19 protein-coding genes and 1 tRNA gene are annotated in these 19,879 nt (G+C 67.2%); 6 read left to right on the plus strand and 14 right to left on the minus strand.

The annotated features are described in order from the left end of the window. Positions 1 to 119: 119 nt before the first annotated feature. From KF892_09425 to KF892_09435, 3 genes are all read right to left on the minus strand, one after another. Positions 120 to 1,781 (minus strand): VWA domain-containing protein, encoded by a 1,662-nt coding sequence (locus tag KF892_09425; GenBank protein MBX3625220.1) that lies wholly within the window; start codon positions 1,779 to 1,781, stop codon positions 120 to 122. Then, complete coding sequence (locus KF892_09430) at positions 1,778 to 2,893, minus strand: hypothetical protein (GenBank protein ID MBX3625221.1); 1,116 nt, start codon at positions 2,891 to 2,893, stop codon at positions 1,778 to 1,780. Before KF892_09430 ends, KF892_09425 begins: the two co-directional genes overlap by 4 nt. Positions 2,894 to 2,991: 98 nt before the next feature. Next, positions 2,992 to 3,861, minus strand: a complete 870-nt coding sequence (locus tag KF892_09435; GenBank protein MBX3625222.1) for a LysR family transcriptional regulator — start codon at positions 3,859 to 3,861, stop codon at positions 2,992 to 2,994. A 131-nt stretch (positions 3,862 to 3,992) separates the two neighbouring features. Between KF892_09435 and bla the strand changes: the two genes are divergently transcribed. Continuing rightward, positions 3,993 to 4,886, plus strand: coding sequence for a class A beta-lactamase (bla, locus tag KF892_09440; protein MBX3625223.1), 894 nt, complete (start codon positions 3,993 to 3,995; stop codon positions 4,884 to 4,886). 99 nt (positions 4,887 to 4,985) lie between these two features. Continuing rightward, complete coding sequence (locus KF892_09445; protein MBX3625224.1) at positions 4,986 to 7,823, plus strand: valine--tRNA ligase; 2,838 nt, start codon at positions 4,986 to 4,988, stop codon at positions 7,821 to 7,823. On the opposite strand, the gene KF892_09450 is transcribed toward KF892_09445, so the two are convergent. After that, positions 7,765 to 8,742, minus strand: a complete 978-nt coding sequence (locus tag KF892_09450) for a phosphoglycerate dehydrogenase (GenBank protein ID MBX3625225.1) — start codon at positions 8,740 to 8,742, stop codon at positions 7,765 to 7,767. The two genes, KF892_09445 and KF892_09450, sit on opposite strands and share 59 nt — an antisense overlap. A gap of 81 nt (positions 8,743 to 8,823) precedes the next feature. On the opposite strand from KF892_09450, the gene galU reads away from it, so the two are divergent. After that, the gene (galU, locus tag KF892_09455) at positions 8,824 to 9,690 is read left to right on the plus strand and encodes a UTP--glucose-1-phosphate uridylyltransferase GalU (GenBank protein ID MBX3625226.1); all 867 of its coding nucleotides are present in this window, start codon (positions 8,824 to 8,826) and stop codon (positions 9,688 to 9,690) included. Here the strand turns inward: galU and KF892_09460 are convergent. The 4 genes from KF892_09460 to KF892_09475 form a co-directional block, all read right to left on the minus strand. Beyond that, positions 9,687 to 9,914, minus strand: coding sequence for a sulfurtransferase TusA family protein (locus KF892_09460; GenBank protein ID MBX3625227.1), 228 nt, complete (start codon positions 9,912 to 9,914; stop codon positions 9,687 to 9,689). The two genes, galU and KF892_09460, sit on opposite strands and share 4 nt — an antisense overlap. A 5-nt stretch (positions 9,915 to 9,919) precedes the next feature. Then, positions 9,920 to 10,471 carry an NUDIX domain-containing protein gene (locus KF892_09465; GenBank protein ID MBX3625228.1) on the minus strand — a complete coding sequence of 184 codons (552 nt, stop codon included), beginning with the start codon at positions 10,469 to 10,471 and terminating at the stop codon, positions 9,920 to 9,922. Further along, positions 10,468 to 11,370 carry a cysteine synthase CysM gene (cysM, locus tag KF892_09470; protein MBX3625229.1) on the minus strand — a complete coding sequence of 301 codons (903 nt, stop codon included), beginning with the start codon at positions 11,368 to 11,370 and terminating at the stop codon, positions 10,468 to 10,470. The genes KF892_09465 and cysM overlap by 4 nt, the downstream gene beginning before the upstream one ends. 108 nt (positions 11,371 to 11,478) lie before the next feature. Next, a tRNA-Leu gene (locus KF892_09475) sits at positions 11,479 to 11,563 on the minus strand. A gap of 110 nt (positions 11,564 to 11,673) precedes the next feature. On the opposite strand from KF892_09475, the gene KF892_09480 reads away from it, so the two are divergent. After that, positions 11,674 to 12,264, plus strand: coding sequence for a rhomboid family intramembrane serine protease (locus KF892_09480; GenBank protein ID MBX3625230.1), 591 nt, complete (start codon positions 11,674 to 11,676; stop codon positions 12,262 to 12,264). Here the strand turns inward: KF892_09480 and KF892_09485 are convergent. Further along, the gene (locus tag KF892_09485) at positions 12,261 to 13,151 is read right to left on the minus strand and encodes an SDR family oxidoreductase (protein ID MBX3625231.1); all 891 of its coding nucleotides are present in this window, start codon (positions 13,149 to 13,151) and stop codon (positions 12,261 to 12,263) included. The two genes, KF892_09480 and KF892_09485, sit on opposite strands and share 4 nt — an antisense overlap. 55 nt (positions 13,152 to 13,206) lie before the next feature. Here KF892_09485 and KF892_09490 point away from each other — a divergent pair, with 55 nt between their 5' ends. Both KF892_09490 and KF892_09495 read left to right on the plus strand, forming a co-directional pair. Then, positions 13,207 to 14,244, plus strand: a complete 1,038-nt coding sequence (locus KF892_09490; protein MBX3625232.1) for a CDP-6-deoxy-delta-3,4-glucoseen reductase — start codon at positions 13,207 to 13,209, stop codon at positions 14,242 to 14,244. After that, positions 14,234 to 15,208 carry a tripartite tricarboxylate transporter substrate binding protein gene (locus tag KF892_09495; GenBank protein ID MBX3625233.1) on the plus strand — a complete coding sequence of 325 codons (975 nt, stop codon included), beginning with the start codon at positions 14,234 to 14,236 and terminating at the stop codon, positions 15,206 to 15,208. Before KF892_09490 ends, KF892_09495 begins: the two co-directional genes overlap by 11 nt. Positions 15,209 to 15,271: 63 nt before the next feature. On the opposite strand, the gene KF892_09500 is transcribed toward KF892_09495, so the two are convergent. From KF892_09500 to KF892_09520, 5 genes are all read right to left on the minus strand, one after another. Next, entirely contained in the window at positions 15,272 to 16,123 is an 852-nt protein-coding gene (locus KF892_09500) for a peptidoglycan-binding protein (GenBank protein MBX3625234.1), read from the minus strand. A gap of 120 nt (positions 16,124 to 16,243) precedes the next feature. Further along, entirely contained in the window at positions 16,244 to 16,954 is a 711-nt protein-coding gene (locus KF892_09505) for an ABC transporter ATP-binding protein (GenBank protein ID MBX3625235.1), read from the minus strand. 2 nt (positions 16,955 to 16,956) lie between these two features. Continuing rightward, complete coding sequence (locus KF892_09510; GenBank protein MBX3625236.1) at positions 16,957 to 17,748, minus strand: ABC transporter ATP-binding protein; 792 nt, start codon at positions 17,746 to 17,748, stop codon at positions 16,957 to 16,959. Continuing rightward, positions 17,745 to 18,863: an ABC transporter ATP-binding protein gene (locus KF892_09515; GenBank protein MBX3625237.1), complete on the minus strand. Its 1,119-nt coding sequence runs from the start codon at positions 18,861 to 18,863 to the stop codon at positions 17,745 to 17,747. Before KF892_09515 ends, KF892_09510 begins: the two co-directional genes overlap by 4 nt. 10 nt (positions 18,864 to 18,873) lie before the next feature. Then, a complete protein-coding gene (locus KF892_09520; GenBank protein ID MBX3625238.1) occupies positions 18,874 to 19,797 on the minus strand; it encodes a branched-chain amino acid ABC transporter permease in 924 nt (307 codons plus the stop codon). Positions 19,798 to 19,879 lie beyond the last annotated feature (82 nt).

Below are 19,879 nucleotides of genomic sequence, written 5' to 3' on the forward strand. Positions count from 1 at the left end.
CCGAAACCGTTCGCCCTGAGCTTGTCGAAGGGCCGTGGCGCACGCTGGCTTCGACAGGTCCTGTCCTGAGCCCTGACGAAGGGTCAGCCCGAACGGAGGAATGCTACGGCTCCGACACATCATTGATACGCCCGAATGTCCTTGAACACCGCGTACAGCGGCGTCTTGCGCGCATCGAACACCTTGCCGCCCGTCGTCTGCACCAGCGCCTTCAGGTCGGCCTCTTTCGCCTCGCCGAAGAGCACCATGAAGACCGGAATGCCGCGCACGTCTTCCGGCAGTGCCGCATACGCCTGCTGGAACTGCTCGAGGCTGCGACCCTTGGTGTTCTCGCCATCGGTGAACGCGACCACCGAGTACTGGTAGTTCGGGTTCTTCTGCTTCTGCTCCACCATGTGCTTGAGCGCGGTGAGCAAGCTGTCGTAGAGCGCGGTGCCGCCCGTCATGCGCAGGCCGTCGGCGTAGGCGCGCACGTCGGCGAGCATGGCCTGCTTGGCCTCCGAATCCTCCTGCACCTGCACGCCCTTGGCCTGTGGGCGGCCGGCGGGGATCTCGAAGTAGGTCATGCGCCAGGGCTGGTCGGAAAACGGCAGCATCCACACCTTCTCACGGTTGGTGAGTTTGGCCAGGCGGCCGGTGAGCGAGCTGTCGGCACCGGCCACGTAATGCAGCGCCTGGATCAGCTGCGCGCGGCGGCCCTGGCCGTCCATGCTGCCGCTGGTGTCGAGCACGAAGGTGCTGGCAATCGGCCGGCGGAATTCGTTGAGGTAGGCGTCGATCAGGCCATCGGCCAGCGCGCGGTCGGGCGAGAACGGCAGCTCGATGCGCATGCCTTCCTTGGGCAGCACGTCGGCCACGGTGGCGGCGACCTCGGCGTTGATCGGGCGGCGCAGCGTCTGGCGGGCGAGCCACTTCTGCGCGTCGGCGCCCTTGAGGTAGGCGACGACCTTGAGGTAGTCGTCACGTCGCTCGTCCTTCAGCAGCATGAAGGGGTAGTCGGCCGTCGCCACGCCCTCGTGCGGGTACACGAGCACCAGCTTCTCGCGCAGCTTGCCGCCGTTGTTGAGCGAGAGCAGCCAGCTCTCGTAGTTGATGAAGGCGTTGAGCTGCGTGGGGCCGTTGCCCTGCTGTTCGAGAAACTTCTCGGTGAGGTAGGTGGAGTTGTCGCCCGGCAGCTTGTAGCCCTTGAGGAAGCCGGCGATGGCGCCGCGGTTGACGTCGGCGGCGGTGAGTGCTTCGGACTTCTGGCTGGCGGCGGCCACCACGCCCATCAGCGCCATGAAGCCCTGGTTGGACGTGGCGGGGTTCGACAAGGCGTAGCGCAGCTTGCCTTGCGAGGCGGCCTGCGTGATCTCGCGCCAGCCGACCTTGGCCGCGGTGGCGGGGTCGTCCCAGCCGAGCTGTTTGGCAGCCGTCTGGTTCACGCCGACCGCAATCGGCGACAGCATGATCTTCTCTTGCAGCTTCACGCGCGCCTGGCCCTGCGGATCGCTCAGCAGGTATTTCGCGTTCGCGAACCACGCGGCGTGGGCGGGCGTGCTGCCGCTCAGCACGGCCTCGGTGCTTTCCATCGTGCCGCCCCAGGCAAAACGCAGGCGCACGCCGGTCGCTTTCTCGACCATCTCTTCGAGCGGCTGCGCGTCCTTCAGGTCGGTGGTGGCGAGCACGGTGAAGACGGGCTTGCTGCTGTCGGCCGCCTTCGGGGCATCCGCTGCATCCTTCTTGCCGCAGGCGGTCAACAGCACCGCGAGCAACAACATCCCTCCCAGCATTCTTTTCATTGCGACATCTCCTTGGCCACGGCATCGATCATCTCGGCCATCAATTCAAACGCCGGTGGGTCGATCACCTGCGTGATGCGTTCTTCCACCGCGAGGCCGGTCGGCTTCACCGCTTCCATGAAGAGGCCGGTGTCGGCCACGCGGAAGCCGTAGCTCACCGCGATGCGCTGCAGGTCGACGTTCTTCGCCAGGAGGTCGGCCAGCGCCTTGGCCTTCTCGCTCACCGCCATGAACACCACCTTGTTGACGATGGTGGGCTGCGGGTAGAGCAGCACCATCTCGGGCCCGACGCCCTTCTTGTCGAGCGCGTAGGCGACGAGCTGGTTCTCGTAGATGAAGGCGAGCGGCGTCTTGCCGATGCCGATGGCCACGTAGTCGTCGAAGTTGCCGTTGACGTAGTTTTCTTGATAACCCTGGCGCTTGAAAAGCTCGGCGAGCTTTGTCGCGAGCGGGATTGCGGTGGCGCGGTCGGTCACCACGTCGCCGTGCACCGCGTAGCTCGTGAGCGCGAGGTAGTTGGCGGCCGAGTTGCTGCGGCGCACGTCGGTGGTGGAGACGAGCACGCTGCGCGTCACGTCGTAGGCGCTCGCGTCCTTCAGGTCCTTCCAGCGTTTCTTGGCGAGCATGGCCTGGGTGAGCTTGGCCATGTCGACACCGTAGATGCGCTCGCCGAGCGGTTTGGCCATGTCGTTGGCGACGAGGATCTTCGCAATGGGCGCCCAGCTCGCGATCACCATCGGCGTGTGGAAGGGCGACGACTGCGCCACGTTCACACCCGCCTTGCGGGCGGCGTCGCTGATCTGGTTGGCGGCCACCACGCCCGAGGGGAAGAGGAAGTCGGGCATCTGACCGGCCACGACCTTGCCCGCCATCTCGCGGCTGCCCACGCGCACCACGCTCACCGGCAGGCGGTTGTCGGCCAGGATCTTCTTGACGCGCTCGTCCTTGAAGAAGGGTTCGACGTCGAGCGCGATCACGCCTTTCAGTTCGGTCACCGGCCCGAGGGCGATCTCGGCCTCCGCCGCCTTCTGCCCGCGCAGCGCAAAGTACAGCGCGGCGCTGAACCCTGCGAGCAAGACAAGGGTCAGCAGGACTTTCGCGGTTTTCGACATCGGCGCAGGCTCCTCCTCGTGGATGCGACGCGAGCATAGCGGAGCGCGGGCCGCACGCGCGCCACGGCATGCACGTCACACCTCGCGCACACCGCGCGCTAGGCCGAGTCCTGAGAGCATTGCTGCTGAAGCCATTCGGCGAACGCCTGCATGGCCGCGCCCTCCTGGCGCGACTGCAGGCGTGTGAGCCAGTAGCGGCCGGTGAGGATCGAGGCCTCGAAGGGCTGCACCAAACTGCCCTGTTGCAGCTCGCGCTCGAACAGGGCGAGCGGCAGCAAGGCAACGCCCGCCCCTTGCAGGGCCGCGTCAGTCAAGGCCAGCGAGCTGTCGAGCACAGGCCCACGCAGCAGGGGCGCCTGCAGCCCGCACTGCGCGAACCACGCCGGCCACTCGTCGACGCGATACGAGCGCAGCAGCGTCTCCCGCAACAGATGCTGCGGCTCGTGCAGGCGCGCGGCCAGCGCCGGGGTGCACAAGGGCGACAAGGGCGCGCCAAACAGCGGCACCGCGTGCACGCCATGCCACGCGCCCTGGCCGAAGCGGAGCGCGAAATCCAACCCCTCGCCGGCCAGGTCGACACGGTTGTTGTTGCCGAAGACCCGCAGGTCGACCCACGGGTGCTCCCGCTCGAACTCGGGTAGCCGCGGCATCAGCCAGCGCACCAGGAGGCTCGACACACAGCCGACCGTCAGCGCCTCCGTCGCGCGGCCCTTGTGAAAGCGCTGCAGCCCGCGGCTCAGGCGATCGAACGCGTCGGCCACGGTCGGCAGCAGCGCGAGCCCTTCGTCGGTGAGGGCCAGGCCGCGCGGCACACGACGAAACAGCGCAGCGCCCAGGCGCTCCTCGAGGTTCTTGACCTGCTGGCTCACGGCCGCCTGGCTGACGTTGAGCTCGATGGCCGCGCGCGTGAAGCTCAGGTGGCGGGCCGAGGCCTCGAAGGCCCGCATCGCGTTGAGGGGAAGGTGCATGGAACGATTCTGTCGCGCGGAGGCCCCAGATTTTCTGGGGTCTGGCCCTGCAAATCACCGTTTGTCGCCCCCGCGGCGCCTGACTATCGTGCGGGCCTTCCCCACCACACCGCCAGACGATGAAAAGCACCATGGATCGAAGAACCTTTACCGCGCTGCTCGCCGCCGCGTTGAGCAGCGCCTCCTGCGCGACCGCCCGGCCGGGTGCGGCCAGCCCTCACGCAGATCCTCACGCAGATGGCCCGCTCGAGCGGCGCTGGCAAGCGCTCGAGAAGCAGGCGGGCGGCCTGCTGGGCGTGACGCTCATCGACCCACAGCGTGGCCAGCAGTTCAGCTGGCGCGGCGACGAGCGTTTCCCGATGTGCAGCACCTTCAAATGGCCGCTGGCCGCCGCCGTGCTCGCGGAAGTAGACGCCGGCCGCGAGTCACTCGACCGGGTGCTGCCCTACTCGCGCGACGAGCTGCTGCCCCATTCCCCCATCAGCGAACGGCACGTGGGCGCCGGCATGCGGATCGGCGACCTGTGCGCAGCGACCGTGGCGCACAGCGACAACGCCGCGGCCAACGTGCTGCTGCGAGCCCTGGGTGGGCCCGCGGCATTCAACCGCTTCGTGCGCAGTCGGGGTGACGGCACCACGCTGCTGGCCCGAAACGAGCCGGACGTGAACAACGCCCGCCGCGGCGACCCGGGAGACACCACCAGCCCGCGGGCCATGGCCACGCTGATGCAGCGTCTGGTCCTGGGCGACGGCTTGTCCCCCCGATCGCGCGAGCAGCTCAAGGCCTGGGGCCTGGCCACGGTGACGAGCGGCACCCGACTGCGTGCCAACCTGCCCGCCGGCTGGCAACTGGCCGACAAGACCGGCACCAGCGGCAGAGGCAGCACCAACGACGTGGGCGTGTACTGGACGCCCGCAGGCCGGCCGATCGTGGTGGCGGTCTTCCTCACCGCCAGCACCGTGCCGGCGGCGGATCAGGACCGCGTCCACGCACGGATTGCCGCTCAAGTGTTCGAGCGAGGCTGAGCGCCCCCCGCGAAGGCTGCCGTGTGAGGGGCGCCGCCTACAATTCACGCCCCTCTCCGCAGTCATTCCGCCGGCCCGCACGGTCCGCTTCGCCTCACCATGACCGAACTCGCCAAGTCCTTCGAACCCACCGCCATCGAAGCCAAATGGGGCCCCTTGTGGGAACAAAGCGGCGCCTACACGCCCACGCTCGACCCGGCCAAGGCATCGTTCTGCATCCAGCTGCCGCCGCCCAACGTGACCGGCACGCTGCACATGGGCCATGCGTTCAACCAGACCATCATGGACTCGTTGACGCGCTACCACCGCATGAAGGGCCACAACACGCTGTGGGTGCCGGGCACCGACCACGCGGGCATCGCCACGCAGATCGTGGTGGAGCGGCAGCTCGAGCAGCAGAAGCTGAGCCGGCACGACCTCGGCCGCAAGAACTTCGTGGCCAAGGTGTGGGAGTGGAAGGAAGTCTCGGGCTCGACCATCACCAACCAGATGCGCCGCATGGGCGACTCGGTGTCGTGGCAGCACGAGTACTTCACGATGGACGAGAAGCTCTCGACCGTCGTGACCGACACCTTCGTGAAGCTGTACGAAGAGGGCCTCATCTACCGCGGCAAGCGGCTGGTGAGCTGGGACCCGATCCTCAAGTCAGCGGTGTCTGACCTGGAGGTGGAGAGCGAGGAAGAGGATGGCTCGCTGTGGCACATCCGCTATCCGATCGACGGTTCGTCTGACTCACTCGTGGTCGCCACCACCCGCCCCGAGACCATGCTCGGCGACACCGCCGTGATGGTGCACCCGGAAGACACGCGCTACACCCACCTCATCGGCAAGCAAGTGAAGCTGCCCATCACCGGCCGCCTGGTGCCGGTGATCGCCGACGACTACGTCGACAAGGAATTCGGCACCGGCGTCGTGAAGGTGACCCCGGCGCACGACACCAACGACTACCAGGTGGGCCTGCGCCACCGGCTTCCGATGCTCACCATCTTCACGCTCGACGCGAAGGTGAACGACGAAGCGCCCGAGGCGTATCGCGGGCTGGATCGTTTCGTCGCGCGTAAAAAGATCGTCGAGCAACTCGAAGCCGAGGGCCTCTTGGTCGAGGTGAAGAAGCACAAGCTGATGGTGCCGCGCTGCGCCCGCACCGGCCAGATCATCGAGCCGATGCTCACCGACCAGTGGTTCGTGGCGATGACCAAGGCTGGTGCCAACGGCAAGAGCATCGCGCAGGAAGCCATCGAAGCGGTGGAAACGGGCGACGTGAAGTTCGTGCCCGAGAACTGGGTCAACACCTACAACCAGTGGATGAAGAACATCCAGGACTGGTGCATCTCGCGCCAGCTCTGGTGGGGCCACCAGATTCCCGCCTGGTACGGCGACGGCGGCCAGCTCTTCGTGGCCCGCAGCGAAGAGGAAGCACAGGCGAAGGCCAAGGCCGCCGGCTACACCGGCCCGCTGCGCCGTGACGAAGACGTGCTCGACACCTGGTACTCGTCGGCGCTCGTCCCCTTCTCCACTTTGGGATGGCCAGAGAAGACGATCGAGCAGGACCTTTTCCTGCCGTCGTCGGTGCTCGTGACCGGCTACGACATCATCTTTTTCTGGGTCGCCCGGATGATCATGATGACCAAGCACTTCACGGGCAAAGTGCCGTTCAAGCACGTGTACATCCACGGCCTGGTGCTCGATGCGCACGGCAAGAAGATGAGCAAGAGCGAGGGCAACGTGCTCGACCCGGTCGATCTGATCGACGGCATCGAGCTCGCGCCGCTGCTAGACAAGCGCACGCAAGGCCTGCGCAAGCCCGAGACTGCGCCCAAGGTGCGCAAGGCCACCGAGAAGGAATTCCCCGACGGCATTCCCGGCTACGGCGCCGACGCGCTGCGCTTCACCTTTGCGGCGCTCGCGACCCTCGGCCGCAGCATCAACTTCGACACCAAGCGCTGCGAGGGCTACCGCAACTTCTGCAACAAGCTCTGGAACGCGACCAAGTTCGTGCTGATGAACACCGAGGGCCACGACTGCGGCCTGAAGGAGCACACCAAGGCCGAGTGCGAGCCGGGCGGCGCCTTCCACGGCTACATGCACTTCAGCCAGGCCGACCGCTGGATCGCGAGCGAGCTGCAGCGTGTGGAAGCCGCCGTGGCGCAGGGCTTCGCCGAGTACCGCCTCGACAACGTGGCCAACACGCTCTACCAGTTCGTGTGGGACGAATACTGCGACTGGTACATCGAGATCGCCAAGGTGCAGATCCAGAACGGCACGGAAGCGCAGCAGCGCGCCACGCGCCGCACGCTGATCCGCACGCTTGAGGCCGTGCTGCGACTGCTGCACCCGATCACGCCCTTCCTCACCGCCGAGCTGTGGGAGACGGTGGCACCGATCGCCGGGCGCAAGAACGCCGAGACGATTGCCACGGCCAGCTATCCGACGGCGCAACTCGACCGCATCGATCCCAAGGCCGATGCGTGGATGGGCAAGCTCAAGGGCCTGGTCAGCGCCTGCCGTGCGCTGCGTGGCGAGATGGGGCTGTCACCCAGCGACCGTGTACCGCTCTATGCGACGGGCGACAACGCCTTCCTGAACGAAGCCGCCGCGGTGTTGAAGACACTTGGCAAGCTGTCGGAAGTGAAGGTGTTCGACGACGAGGCTGCGTTCAACGACGCCACGCGCCAGTCGCCGGTGGTGGTGGCGGGCGAAGCGCGCCTCGCGCTGCACGTCGAGATCGACGTGGCGGCTGAAACCGAGCGGCTTCAGAAGGAGATCAAGCGCAAAGAAGCTGATCTGGCGAAGGAACAGGGCAAGCTCGCCAGCGAGAGCTTCGTGGCGCGTGCCCCGGCCGAGGTCGTCGCCGAAGTCAAGCAACGCATCGCCGATTTCAGCGCGGCTCTTGAGCGGCTGCGAGATCAGTTGGCTCGCCTGGGATCGACGGCCTGAACTCACGCGGCGCCGGCGGCGTGGCCTGCAGCAGCTCGTCGATGCGGCGGGCCACCGCCCATGCGCTGCGCAGGCGCGACTCGCGCGTGGTGCTCGCCACGCGTGGCGTGACCTGCAGCGTGTCCATGCCCTTCAACGGGCGGCCTTCGTCGAGGGCACCGGGCTCCAGGCTGTCGAGCCAGCACGCGGAGAGGCGGCCGCTGATGAGCACGTCGGCCAGCGCCCGTTCGTTGAACACGCCCGAGTGCGAGATGCTCACCATCACCTGGTTGGGCTTGCAGTAGGGCAGGAAGCGCTCGCCCAGCAGGCCCTGGTAGCGGCTGAAGTAGTTGAGCTGCACGCACACCGCGTCGCTCGTTTCCAGCAGCTCGCGCAGGCCGAGCGGCGCCACGCGCCAGCGCTCGAAAACACCGTCGCTCGCATGCAGCGACGGGTCGTAGCCCACCATGCGCGAGCCGAAGCCCGAGAGCATCTGCGCCATCGCCTTGGCAGCCGGCGGCATGCCGATGAGCCCCACGGTGCACGCCCCCAGCTCGCGGCCGACCAGCATGCCGTCGGAGCCTTCGACGGGCACGCGGCGCAGCAGCGAGAGCATCGCGCCGATCATGAACTCGGCCTCGGCCTGCGCGGTGGCGGTGGCACTGCGCACCACTTCCACACCAGCACGCGAGCAGGCCTCAAGGTCGACGTTTTCAGCGCCGCCGCTCACGCGGCCGATGGCACGCAGCACCGGCGCGTAGTGGAGCGCGGCCCCGTCCAGCGCGACGAACGACGGAAGGATCAGCGCCCGCACGTTGTAGAGCGCCTGCCGGAATTCACGCGCATCACGCGCCAGTTCAGGGGCATAACGCACGGAATGGCGCTCTGCCAGCCACTGCATCACCTCGTTTTCGAGGGGCTCGACGATGAGTATGTCCATGCATTCCCGGGGTCCCGACCGTCACAGAGCGCGTGACAGAATCTCCCGGAGACCTTTCCTCAGAACCACGATTGTAAGCAGATGTTAGTCACCAAAGCGATCTTCCCCGTGGCAGGACTCGGCACCCGCTTCCTGCCCGCGACAAAAGCACAACCCAAAGAGATGCTGCCGGTGGTCGACAAGCCACTCATCCAGTACGCCGTCGAGGAAGCCTACGCGGCCGGTGTGCGCGAGATGATCTTCGTGACCGGCCGCCACAAGCGCCCGATCGAAGACCACTTCGACATGACCTTCGAGCTGGAAGTCGCGCTCGAGCAGGCCAACAAGCAAGAGCTGCTCGACGTGGTGCGCTCGGTCAAGCCCGACGACATGGAATGCATCTACGTGCGCCAGGCGCAGGCCCTGGGCCTTGGCCACGCCGTGCTGTGCGGCCAGCGCCTGATCGGCCGCGACCCCTTCGCCGTGCTGCTGGCCGACGACCTGATGGTGGGCGAGAAGCCGGTGCTCAAGCAGATGGTCGAGCAGTTCAACGAATGGCGCGTGTCCATCCTCGCCGTGCAGGAAGTGCCTGCCGAGCACACGCGGCGCTACGGCATCGTGGCCGGCACGCCGGTCAACGATCACCTGATGGACGTGAGCCGAATCGTCGAGAAGCCGGCGCCGGAAGTGGCACCCTCACGCCTGGGCGTGGCCGGCCGCTACATCCTCACGCCGGGCGTCTTCCACGAGATCGCCAACCAGCCGCGTGGCGTGGGCGGCGAGATCCAGCTCACCGATGGCATCGCCGGGCTGCTGCGCCGCGAGAAGGTGTTTGCGTATCGCTACGAAGGCAAGCGCTACGACTGCGGCAGCAAGGAAGGCTTCCTGCAGGCCAACGTGGAGCTGGCGCTGAAGCACCCGGTCCTCGGGCCGGGCTTCCGCGAGTACCTGCGCTCGGTCGAGATCTAGCGTCGGCGAAGAAAGTGCACGAACTCGTCGTTCGCCGCTGACTGCTCGACGAGTTCATTCCCCGTCTGCCGCGCAAACGCCTGGAAGTCGCGCATCGACCCCGGGTCGGTCGCCACCACCTTCAGGATCTCGCCGCTGTGCATGTCGGCGAGCGCCTTCTTGGCCTTGAGGATGGGCAGCGGGCAATTGAGCCCGCGGGTGTCGAGTTCCTTGTGGAAGTCCATCTCGTTCAACCTTCGGACGAACGGCGCGGCGGGATATCGAGCCACTGCGGCGTGATGCCGCGCGAGGTGAGCCATTCGGCGAGTGCCTGGCCGGTGCCGGCGGGCCAGCACTTCACCTCCTGCGGCGACACGATCTTGTACTCGGCGAGCTCGGGGGACAGCTTGATCTCGCCATGCGCCACCACGTGGTAGGCGATGATGACCTGGTTCATGCGCTGGAAGTCGTAGACGCCGATCAGCTTCACCGCCTCGACATTCAGCGAGGTTTCTTCCAGCACTTCGCGCGCGATGCCGCCTTCAGGCGTCTCGCCCGCTTCCATGAAGCCGGTGATGAGGCCGAAGAAGCGGCCGGGCCATGCGGCATTGCGCGCGAGCAGCAGATGCCCGTCGCGGTCGGGCATCTCGATCACCGCGGCGAGCACCGGCGTCGGGTTGTTCCAGTGCGTCCAGTGGCAGGCCGGGCAGCGTGTGCGCACCTTGGGGCCGCCGTCTTCTTCGGCGACGAGTTGCTGCAGCTCGGTGGCGCAGTTGGGGCAGAAGTTGAACTGGTGCTTCATGCGGGGAAGACTCCGGTGGAGAGATACCGATCACCGCGGTCGCAGACGACGAAGACGATGGTGGCGTTCTCGACCTTCTTGGCGATCTCCAGCGCCACCCAGCAAGCGCCCGCGGCCGAGATGCCGCCGAAGATGCCCTCTTCCCGCGCCAGGCGGCGGGCCATGTCTTCGGAGGCCTCTTGCGACACGTTGACCACCTCGTCGATGTGGGTCGGGTCGTAGATCTTGGGCATGTAGGCCTCGGGCCACTTGCGGATGCCGGGGATGCGCGAGCCTTCGGACGGCTGCGCGCCGATGATGCGCACCGCGGGATTCTTTTCCTTCAGGTAGCGGGAGGTGCCGGTGATGGTGCCAGTGGTGCCCATCGCGCTCACGAAATGCGTGATGCGGCCTTCGGTGTCGTCCCAGATCTCGGGGCCGGTGGTTTCGTAGTGGGCGCGCGGGTTGTCGGCGTTGGCGAACTGGTCGAGCACGCGGCCCTTGCCGTCGCGCACCATCTGGTCGGCGAGGTCGCGGGCGTATTCCATACCGCCGCTGCGCGGGGTGAGCACGAGTTCGGCGCCGAAGGCCTTCATCGTCTGCGCGCGTTCGATGGACAAGTCCTCCGGCATGATGAGCACCATGCGGTAGCCGCGGATGGCGGCCGCCATTGCGAGTGCGATGCCGGTGTTGCCCGAGGTGGCCTCGATCAGCGTGTCGCCGGGCTTGATGTCGCCGCGCTCTTCCGCGCGCCGGATCATGCTGATGGCGGGCCGGTCTTTCACCGAGCCGGCGGGGTTGTTGCCTTCGAGCTTGCCGAGGATCACGTTGCCTCGGCGGTCGTTCTCGGCGCCTGGTACACGCACCAGCCGAACCAGCGGCGTGCGGCCGATCACGTCTTCTATCGTCTTGTAGTGCACGGGGGTCTCTCCTGCGGCGCATTGTGGCAGCGGCGCCAAGCCCCGCTATTGGCAATGGCTCTGAGGGGCCTGCGGAGGGTGCGGGTGAGAACGGGCAGAAGGGGGGGGTGGTGCCTCGGGTCGGAATCGAACCGACACTCCTTGCGGAACGGGATTTTGAGTCCCGCGCGTCTACCGATTTCGCCACCGAGGCCGGTGCAGCAGAGCGCGCGATTTTGCCACACGCGGATTGGCCCTTCGGGGGTTTTCCGGGCCAGTGGTCAAACCGGTTACGCTTGCGCCTTTCCGTCCTCAGCGCCCCGCATGCCCCCGATTCCACCGATCACCCAGTTCCTGATGCTGGCCTGCACGGCGATCTACTGCCTGCAGATCTTCACCCCTCTGATCGACCGCTGGTTCGCCCTGTTTCCGCTCGGCAGTGGCTTCTTCATGCCGTGGCAGGTGTTGAGCTACGGCCTGCTGCACGGCAGCGTGCTGCATCTCTTCTTCAACATGCTCGGCCTGTGGATGTTCGGCTCCGAACTCGAGATGCTGTGGGGCCGCAAGCGCTACATGGCCTTTCTCGCGATCGGCGCGATCTTCGGCGGCCTGCTGTTCCTCATCGCCACCGCCCTGCCCGGCGCCGGCATGAGCCGCCTCGTGGGGGCATCGGGTGGCCTCTATGCGCTGCTGGTCGCCGCGGCGATGTACTTCCCCGATCGCACGGTGATGCCGCTCTTCCCGCCGATCCCAATGAAGATGAAGGTCTTCGTGATCGTCTTCGGCGTGATCGCCCTCCTGATGAGCTGGACGGGCGACCTGGGCTCGCTCGCACACATCGGCGGCATGCTGGGCGGTTGGCTCACCATCCGCTACTGGCGCGGGCTTCCGCCGTTCGGCAAGCCGCGGCGCTAAGCCACCAGGCCTTCGCGCACCGTGGGGTAGCGCAGCTTCAGGCGCAACTCGCGCTTGAGGCGCGTGTTGTCGAGCCGACGTGATTCGCTCCAGAACGACAGCTGCACGGCCGACATGCGCTCGGCCGCTTCCACCCGCGTGATGCGAGGTGGCCGTGGCAGGCCGCACAGCTCTGCCGCGAGATCGAAGTAGTCGCCCATCTTCAGCTCGGTGTCGTCGCTCGCATGCACCACGCGCTGCGGCAGGCCGCGGTGCAGCGCGGCCACGCAGGCACGCGCCAGGTCGTCGGCGTGGATGTGGTTGGTGTAGACGTCGTCGGCCGCCACCAGCACCGGCGTGCCGCGCGCCAGGCGCTCGCGCGGATGGCCGCCTTCGCGGTCGCCCGCATAGATGCCGGGGATGCGCAGCACCGACACGCGCGCGCCGAACGCCCGGCCGTACCACCGCACCCGCGCCTCGGCGTCGACACGCCGCCGTGCGCGGTCGGTCGCCGGTGCCACCGCGCGCACCTCGTCGAAGCGAGCACCCTGCGCATCGCCATACACGCCAGTGGTGCTGGCGTAGACGATGCGCCGCACGCGGCCCTGGCGCGCGAGCGCCTGCAGCAGCGCAGCGGTGCGGGTGTCGGCCGTGCCCTGGCCCGGAGGCGGTGCGAGGTGCAGCACCGCATCCGCCAGGCCGGCGAGCCGCTGCAGGCTCGCCGGGTCATCCAGGTTGCCGACGAGCGGCACCGCACCGGCCGCCCTCAGCGCTGGCACACGCGCAGCGCTCGAGGTGAGCACCAGCAGCCGGTAGCGCCCCGCCAGCAGGCGCAGCACCCGCTGCCCCATGTCGCCGCAACCCACGATGAGCAAGGTCGGCCGTCTGAAGGTGCGGGAAAGGGTCATGGGGGAGCGGGCAAAATCGAAGGTCGTTCGCTGACGGGTCAGAAGAGGTTATCCCATGACGTTCAAAGTGACGGTTCAGCCGAGCGGCGTGAGCTTCTCGGTCGACCGCGACGAGCCCATCCTGCTGGCGGCCATCCGCCAGGGCGTGGGCTTGCCCTATGGCTGCAAGGACGGCGCCTGCGGCTCCTGCAAGTGCAAGCTCCTCGAGGGCCGCGTGATCCACGGCACCCATCAGGTCAAGGCGCTCACGCCGGCTGAAGAAGAGGCGGGCTACACCCTCACCTGCCGCGCCGCACCGCAGACCGACATCGTGCTCGAAGCGCGCACGGTCGCGGGCGCCGGTGAATTCCCGGTGCGCAAGATGCCCTGCCGCGTCACCACCATCACCAGGCCCGCGCCCGACGTCGCCGTGATCCAGCTGCAGCTGCCGGCCAATGACACGCTGCAATACCGCGCTGGCCAGTACATCGAGTTCATCCTGAAAGACGGCGCCCGCCGCAGCTACAGCATGGCCAATGCGCCGAGCGCACAGCGCGACAAGCCGGGCATCGAGCTGCACATCCGCCACATGCCCGGCGGCCTTTTCACCGACCACGTGTTCGGGGCGATGAAGGAAAAGGAAATCCTGCGCCTCGAGGGCCCGTTCGGCAGCTTCTTCCTGCGCGAAGACAGCGACAAGCCCATCGTGCTGCTCGCCAGCGGCACCGGCTTCGCGCCGGTGAAAGCGATCATCGAGCACATGCAAGCAAAGGGCATCGCGCGGCCCACCACGCTTTACTGGGGTTGCCGCAGCCTCGCCGACCTCTACATGCACGCCTGGTGCGCGGAAGCGGCCCGCACCATGCCCCACCTGCGCTACGTGCCGGTGCTGTCTGACGCCAAGCCCGAAGACGAGTGGACGGGCCGCACGGGCTTCGTGCACCAGGCGGTGATGGCCGACCTGCCCGACCTCTCGGGCCACCAGGTGTATGCCTGCGGTGCGCCGGTGATGGTCGACTCGGCGCAGCGCGATTTCGTCGCGCACTGCAACCTTCCCCTCGATGAGTTCTTTGCCGACAGCTTCACCTCCGAGGCCGACAAACATGCTGAGTGACATCTCCCGCCGTCGTTTCACGCTCGCCGCGCTGGCGGTGGCTGCCACGCCCGCCCTGGCGCAAAACGCCAAGCCGATCCGCCTCGTGGTGCCCTACCCGCCTGGCGGCCCGCTCGACATCGTGGCCCGCGCCCTGGCCGACAAGGTGAAAGACAGCCTCGGCACCGTGATCGTCGAGAACAAGCCCGGCGCCGGTGGCAACCTCGGCGCCGACCTCGTCGCCAAGTCGGCGCCCGACGGCCACACGATCGTGATGGGCGCCGTGGCCACGCACGCCATCAACCCCTGGCTCTACACCCGCATGCCCTACGACGCGCTGCGTGACTTCACGCCGCTCACCGGCGTGGCGCAGGTGCCCAACGTGCTGGTGATGAACCCGCAGACCGCCGCGCGCCTGAAGATCGCGAGCGTGGCCGACCTCGTGGCCTACGCGAAGGCCAATCCCGGCAAGCTCAACTACGGCTCGGGCGGCAACGGCAGCGCCGGCCACCTGGCGGGCGAGATGTTCAAGTCGCAGGCGGGGGTGTTCATGGTCCACATCCCCTACGCCGGCGGCAACCCGGCACAGCTGGCGCTGCTCACGGGCGAAGTCGACCTCACCTTCGACAACCTGGCCAGCGCGTCGGCCAACATCAAGGCCGGCAAGCTGAAGGCCTTGGCCGTGACCACCGCGAAGCGCGCCAAGGCCACGCCCGAGCTGCCGGCGATTGCCGAGACGCTGCCGGGATTCGACGTCAACACCTGGTTCGGCCTCTTCGGGCCCGCAGGCCTGCCGGCCGATCAGACGCAGCGCTTGAACAAGGCCTTCACCGACGCGCTGGCCTCGCCGGAGCTGCAGGCGCGCTTCACCACGCTGATGGCCGAGGCCATGCCCTTCACGCCGCAGCAGTTCGCCGACTTCGTGAAGCGTGAAAACGCCAAGTACGAGAAGGTCGTCAAGGCCTCGGGCGCCAAGGTCGACTGAGTCGGAAACAAAAAGGCCGCGTCTCTTGCGAGCGCGGCCTTTTGATCGAGTGAGCCGGGAGGCTTACTTCTTGTTGAGTTCCTTCGACGCCGGCGTGCTGCCGCCGTCCACCCCCAGGCGACCGCCGGTGCCCAGGCCACCCTTGACCGTCTGCGCCTTGTAGTTGCGCAGCGACTTGACCATCTGGTTGAACGAGTCGGCAAACGCCGCCACGATCACCTTGCCCTGCGGGGTGTTGGAGTAGCCGCCGCCACCGCCCGCCAGGCCGGCCAGGAAGCCGCCCCCGAAGAGGCCGAAGTCGAAATTGCCCGCGGTGCCTTCGGACGCCGCGATCTGCACGCTGGAGCGGTTGTCGATCAGCAGCAGCGTGGTCGAGGCCTCGTTGCGCTTCACGTTGCCGGCCACGGCGCCCAGCGCACCCAGGCGGCCGGTGAGCAGGCCCGCCGCGGCACCGCCAGTGCGGCCCGAGAACTGGATCGACGGCTGCATGGTGTAGTCGGCCGCGACCATCTGGCCCTTCTGGAAGTTGCTGCCCTGCCGCATTTCGCCGGAGGACTCGAGCTGGCGCTCGCGCATCATGTTGTTCATCGAGCGGCCCCGCTCGACGATCACGAAGCAATTGCTCTGCTGGATCATCAGGCGCAGCACCGGCACGGTGGAGCCGAGGCTGTTGCGGCGCAGCTCGTAGTACCAGGGCGCCTGCGCGTCTTCGTCGATGGCGATGGTGCCGAGGGTCTCGGGGCACTTCTCGAGCTGGCTGTTGGTGCCTTCGGAGGTGGCGCCACCGGCCGAGCCGGAGACCACGCCCTTGTTGCCGCCCATCGACGGCATGGTGGAGCCGCAGCCACTGAGCACGGCCACAGCGGCGGCCGCAAGCGCGAGCTGGGTGAAACGGGAGAGCGGGGTTGCGTTCATCGAAGACCTTTCCACGGAGACATTTCCGACGGGAGCCGACTGCAGGCTGCGGGAAAGTATAGAAGTGCACCCCTCCCGGGAGAGGTGACTTTGGTCGCCTCGCCGCCCGTCGCCGCCCCCTTACTCGCCCAGGTAGGCCGCCCGCACCTTGGGGTCGTTCAGCAGGGCTGCCGCCTCGCCACTCATCGTGACCTCGCCCGACTCCATCACGTAGCCACGGTTGGCCAGCTGCAGCGCGCGGCTCGCGTTCTGCTCCACCAGCAGGATGGTCACGCCCTGCTTGGCGATGTCGGCCACCACTTCGAAGATCTTGTCGACCATGATGGGCGACAGGCCCATCGAGGGCTCGTCGAGCAGCAGCACCTTGGGGCGCGCCATCAGCGCGCGGCCCATCGCCAGCATCTGCTGCTCGCCGCCCGACATGGTGCCGGCCAGCTGGTTGCGGCGCTCCTTCAGGCGCGGGAAGATGCCGAACACCTTCTCGATGTCGGCGTCGATCTCCTTGTCGTTGCGCACAAAGGCGCCCATCAGCAGGTTCTCGGTGATCGACATGCGGGTGAAGGTGCCACGGCCCTCGGGCACCATCACGAGGCCCTGCTTGACCAGGTCCCATGCGCCCTGGCCCTTGATGCTGCGGCCGAGGAATTCGATGTCGCCCGCGCCCACCGGCTGCAGGCCGGTGATGGCCTTGAGCGTGGTGGTCTTGCCGGCGCCGTTGGCGCCGATGAGGCTGACGAGTTCGCCTTCGTGCACCTCGAACGACGCACCCTTCACGGCCTGGATGCCGCCATAGGCCACTTTCAGGCCATTCACTTTCAGGAGGGTCGTCATGTTCAGTGCGCCTTGTGGCCGGCGCCGAGGTAGGCCTCGATCACCTTCTCGTTGCGTTGGACATCGGCAGGGCTGCCTTCGGCGATCTGCTTGCCGTAGTCGAGCACCGTGACACGGTCGCACAGTCCCATCACGAGCTTCACGTCGTGCTCGATCAGCAAGATGGTGCGGCCGTCTTTCCGGATGCGGTCGATCAGCTCGCGCAGCACCACCTTCTCGGTGGCGTTCATGCCGGCGGCGGGCTCGTCGAGGGCGATCAGCTTGGGGTCGGTGGCGAGCGCGCGGGCGATCTCGAGGCGGCGCTGGTCGCCGTAGCTCAGCGTGCGCGCCTTGAAATCGGCGTACTTGCCGATGCCCACGTAGTCGAGCAGCTCCTGCGCGCGCTTGGCGATCGCATGCTCCTCGGCCTTGAAGCCGCTGGTGCGGAACACCGCGCCGATCAGGCCCGAGGCCGTGCACACGTGGCGGCCGACCATCACGTTCTCGAGCGCCGTCATGTCGGCGAAGAGGCGGATGTTCTGGAAGGTGCGGGCGATGCCGGCCTTGGCCACTTCATGCACCGCGCTCGGCTTGTAGGGCTGGCCGCCCAGCTTGAAGCTGCCGGAGTCGGGTGTGTAGAGGCCGGTGATGACGTTGAAGAAGGTGGTCTTGCCGGCACCGTTGGGGCCGATCAAGCCGTAGACCTGGCCGGGCTCGATGCGGATGCCCACGTCGCTCAGGGCCTGCAGGCCGCCGAAGCGCTTGGAGACGTTGGCGACTTCGAGCACCGGGGTGGTGTTGGGCGCGCTGCTCATGACAGGGTCCCCTTCGGTGCCGGGTCCTGGTCAGGCGAGCCTGGCCGCATTCGCCCATGCTCCGGCACCGGCCACAAGCCACGCGGGCGCGACAGCATGATGGCGATCATCGCAAGCGCGATCAGCAGCTGGCGCAGGATGGCCGAGTCGAGCCGGCCATCGGTCATCTGCTGCAGCGGGCTGGCCACATAGCGCAGCACCTCGGGCAGCGCAGCGAGCAGCAGGGCGCCGATGATGACACCGGGGATGTGGCCGATGCCGCCCAGCACCACCATCGCCACGATCATCACCGACTCGTTCAGGCTGAACGACTCGGGCGACACGAAGCCCTGGAAGCTCGCGAAGAGCACGCCCGACACGCCGCCGAAGGTGGCGCCCATGCCGAAGGCGAGCAGCTTCATGTTGCGGGTGTTGATGCCCATCGCCTTGGCGGCGACTTCGTCTTCGCGGATGGCCATCCACGCACGGCCGATGCGCGACTGCTCCAGCCGGTAGCAGATCACCACGCTCACGATCACCAGTGCGAGGAAGAGGTAGTAATAGCCAGTGACCGACGGGATCTCGAGGCCGAACAACTCGTGCGACTTGCCGAAGTCGTAGCCCAGCACCTTGAACGAGTCGATCTGGCTCAAGCCCTTGGGGCCGTTGGTGATGTTGACCGGCGCATCGAGGTTGGTGAGGAAGACGCGGATGATCTCGCCGAAGCCGAGGGTCACGATGGCGAGGTAGTCGCCACGCAGCTTGAGCGTGGGCGCGCCCAGCGCCACGCCGAACGCAGCCGCCAGCAAGGCCCCGAGCGGGATCACCAGCCACAGCGGCGCATGCAGCCCGTTGGGGAAGGTGGCCGCGAAGCCGGGGAAGGTCTGCGACAGGTGCGGCGAGGCCAGCAGCCCCAGCATGTAGGCGCCGACGGCGTAGAACGCCACGTAGCCCAGGTCGAGCAGGCCGGCGTAGCCGACCACGATGTTGAGGCCGAGCGCGAGCAGCACGTAGAGCAGCGCGATGTCGATGATGCGCACCCAGGCGTTGCCGAACTGCTGGGCGATCAGCGGTGCGATGAGCAGCAGCGCACCGGCGATGAGGAAGGTGGCGAGCTTGTTGTCGCGGAAGTTCATCGCAGGCTCCTCAGGCGCGGTCGGCCACACGCTCGCCGAGCAGGCCTTGCGGCCGCAGCGTGAGCACGAGGATGAGCACGATGAAGGCGAAGATGTCCTGGTAGTGGCTGCCCAGGATGCCGCCGGTCAGGTCGCCGATGTAGCCGGCGCCCATGGCCTCGATGAGACCCAGCAGCACACCGCCCACCATCGCGCCGGCCAGGTTGCCGATGCCACCGAACACCGCGGCAGTGAAGGCCTTGAGGCCGGGCAGGAAGCCCATCGAGTGCTGCACCGAACCGTAGTTGGCGGCGTACATCACGCCGGCCAGTGCCGCGAGGGCCGCGCCGATGATGAAGGTGGCCGAGATCACCATGTCGGGCCGCACGCCCATGAGGCCGGCGACCTTCGGGTTCTCGGCGGTGGCGCGCATCGCGCGGCCGAGCTTGGTGCGGTTGACGAGGTACATCAGCCCGGCGAGCGTGACCGCCGTGGTGACGAGGATGAGGATCTGGATGGTGTTGATCACCGCACCGCCGATCTCATACGGCTCCGCCGAGATGAGGATCGGATAAGGCTTCGGGTTCGGCTTCCAGATGATCATCGCGAGCGTCTGCAGCAGCAGCGACATGCCCATCGCGGTGATCAGCGGCGCCAGGCGCGGCGCCGTGCGCAGCGGCCGGTAGGCGATCTTCTCGATGCTGAAGTTGAGCACCGAACACACGATGATCGCGGCGAGCAGCGAGATCACCATCACCAGCCAGCCCGGCCAGCCGAGGCCGAGGAGCGAGGTCGCGACCGTCCAGCTCGTGAGCGCGCCCACCATCAGCACCTCGCCGTGGGCGAAGTTGATGAGGTTGATGATGCCGTAGACCATCGTGTAGCCGAGGGCCACCAGCGCATACACGCTGCCGAGCACCAGACCATTGATGATCTGCTGGATGAATGTATCCATCGAAGGAGTCTCCTGGGGAAGTCGAAAGCGGCTCGTCTTGTGGACGCCGTTCCTGCCTGTAAGCAAAAAGCCCGCCGTCGTG

The organism is Rhizobacter sp. (assembly GCA_019635355.1).
In the GTDB taxonomy this organism is placed as follows: domain Bacteria; phylum Pseudomonadota; class Gammaproteobacteria; order Burkholderiales; family Burkholderiaceae_C; genus Rhizobacter.

What these genes read in the sequence shown, in the direction of transcription:
- KF892_09425 (MBX3625220.1), bottom strand. Translation starts at nt 1,781, where the DNA reads ATGAAAAGAATGCTGGGAGGGATGTTGTTGCTCGCGGTGCTGTTGACC.
- KF892_09430 (MBX3625221.1), bottom strand. Translation starts at nt 2,893, where the DNA reads ATGTCGAAAACCGCGAAAGTCCTGCTGACCCTTGTCTTGCTCGCAGGG.
- KF892_09435 (MBX3625222.1), bottom strand. Translation starts at nt 3,861, where the DNA reads ATGCACCTTCCCCTCAACGCGATGCGGGCCTTCGAGGCCTCGGCCCGC.
- bla (MBX3625223.1), top strand. Translation starts at nt 3,993, where the DNA reads ATGGATCGAAGAACCTTTACCGCGCTGCTCGCCGCCGCGTTGAGCAGC.
- KF892_09445 (MBX3625224.1), top strand. Translation starts at nt 4,986, where the DNA reads ATGACCGAACTCGCCAAGTCCTTCGAACCCACCGCCATCGAAGCCAAA.
- KF892_09450 (MBX3625225.1), bottom strand. Translation starts at nt 8,742, where the DNA reads ATGGACATACTCATCGTCGAGCCCCTCGAAAACGAGGTGATGCAGTGG.
- galU (MBX3625226.1), top strand. Translation starts at nt 8,824, where the DNA reads ATGTTAGTCACCAAAGCGATCTTCCCCGTGGCAGGACTCGGCACCCGC.
- KF892_09460 (MBX3625227.1), bottom strand. Translation starts at nt 9,914, where the DNA reads ATGGACTTCCACAAGGAACTCGACACCCGCGGGCTCAATTGCCCGCTG.
- KF892_09465 (MBX3625228.1), bottom strand. Translation starts at nt 10,471, where the DNA reads ATGAAGCACCAGTTCAACTTCTGCCCCAACTGCGCCACCGAGCTGCAG.
- KF892_09480 (MBX3625230.1), top strand. Translation starts at nt 11,674, where the DNA reads ATGCCCCCGATTCCACCGATCACCCAGTTCCTGATGCTGGCCTGCACG.
- KF892_09485 (MBX3625231.1), bottom strand. Translation starts at nt 13,151, where the DNA reads ATGACCCTTTCCCGCACCTTCAGACGGCCGACCTTGCTCATCGTGGGT.
- KF892_09490 (MBX3625232.1), top strand. Translation starts at nt 13,207, where the DNA reads ATGACGTTCAAAGTGACGGTTCAGCCGAGCGGCGTGAGCTTCTCGGTC.
- KF892_09495 (MBX3625233.1), top strand. Translation starts at nt 14,234, where the DNA reads ATGCTGAGTGACATCTCCCGCCGTCGTTTCACGCTCGCCGCGCTGGCG.
- KF892_09500 (MBX3625234.1), bottom strand. Translation starts at nt 16,123, where the DNA reads ATGAACGCAACCCCGCTCTCCCGTTTCACCCAGCTCGCGCTTGCGGCC.
- KF892_09505 (MBX3625235.1), bottom strand. Translation starts at nt 16,954, where the DNA reads ATGACGACCCTCCTGAAAGTGAATGGCCTGAAAGTGGCCTATGGCGGC.
- KF892_09510 (MBX3625236.1), bottom strand. Translation starts at nt 17,748, where the DNA reads ATGAGCAGCGCGCCCAACACCACCCCGGTGCTCGAAGTCGCCAACGTC.
- KF892_09515 (MBX3625237.1), bottom strand. Translation starts at nt 18,863, where the DNA reads ATGAACTTCCGCGACAACAAGCTCGCCACCTTCCTCATCGCCGGTGCG.
- KF892_09520 (MBX3625238.1), bottom strand. Translation starts at nt 19,797, where the DNA reads ATGGATACATTCATCCAGCAGATCATCAATGGTCTGGTGCTCGGCAGC.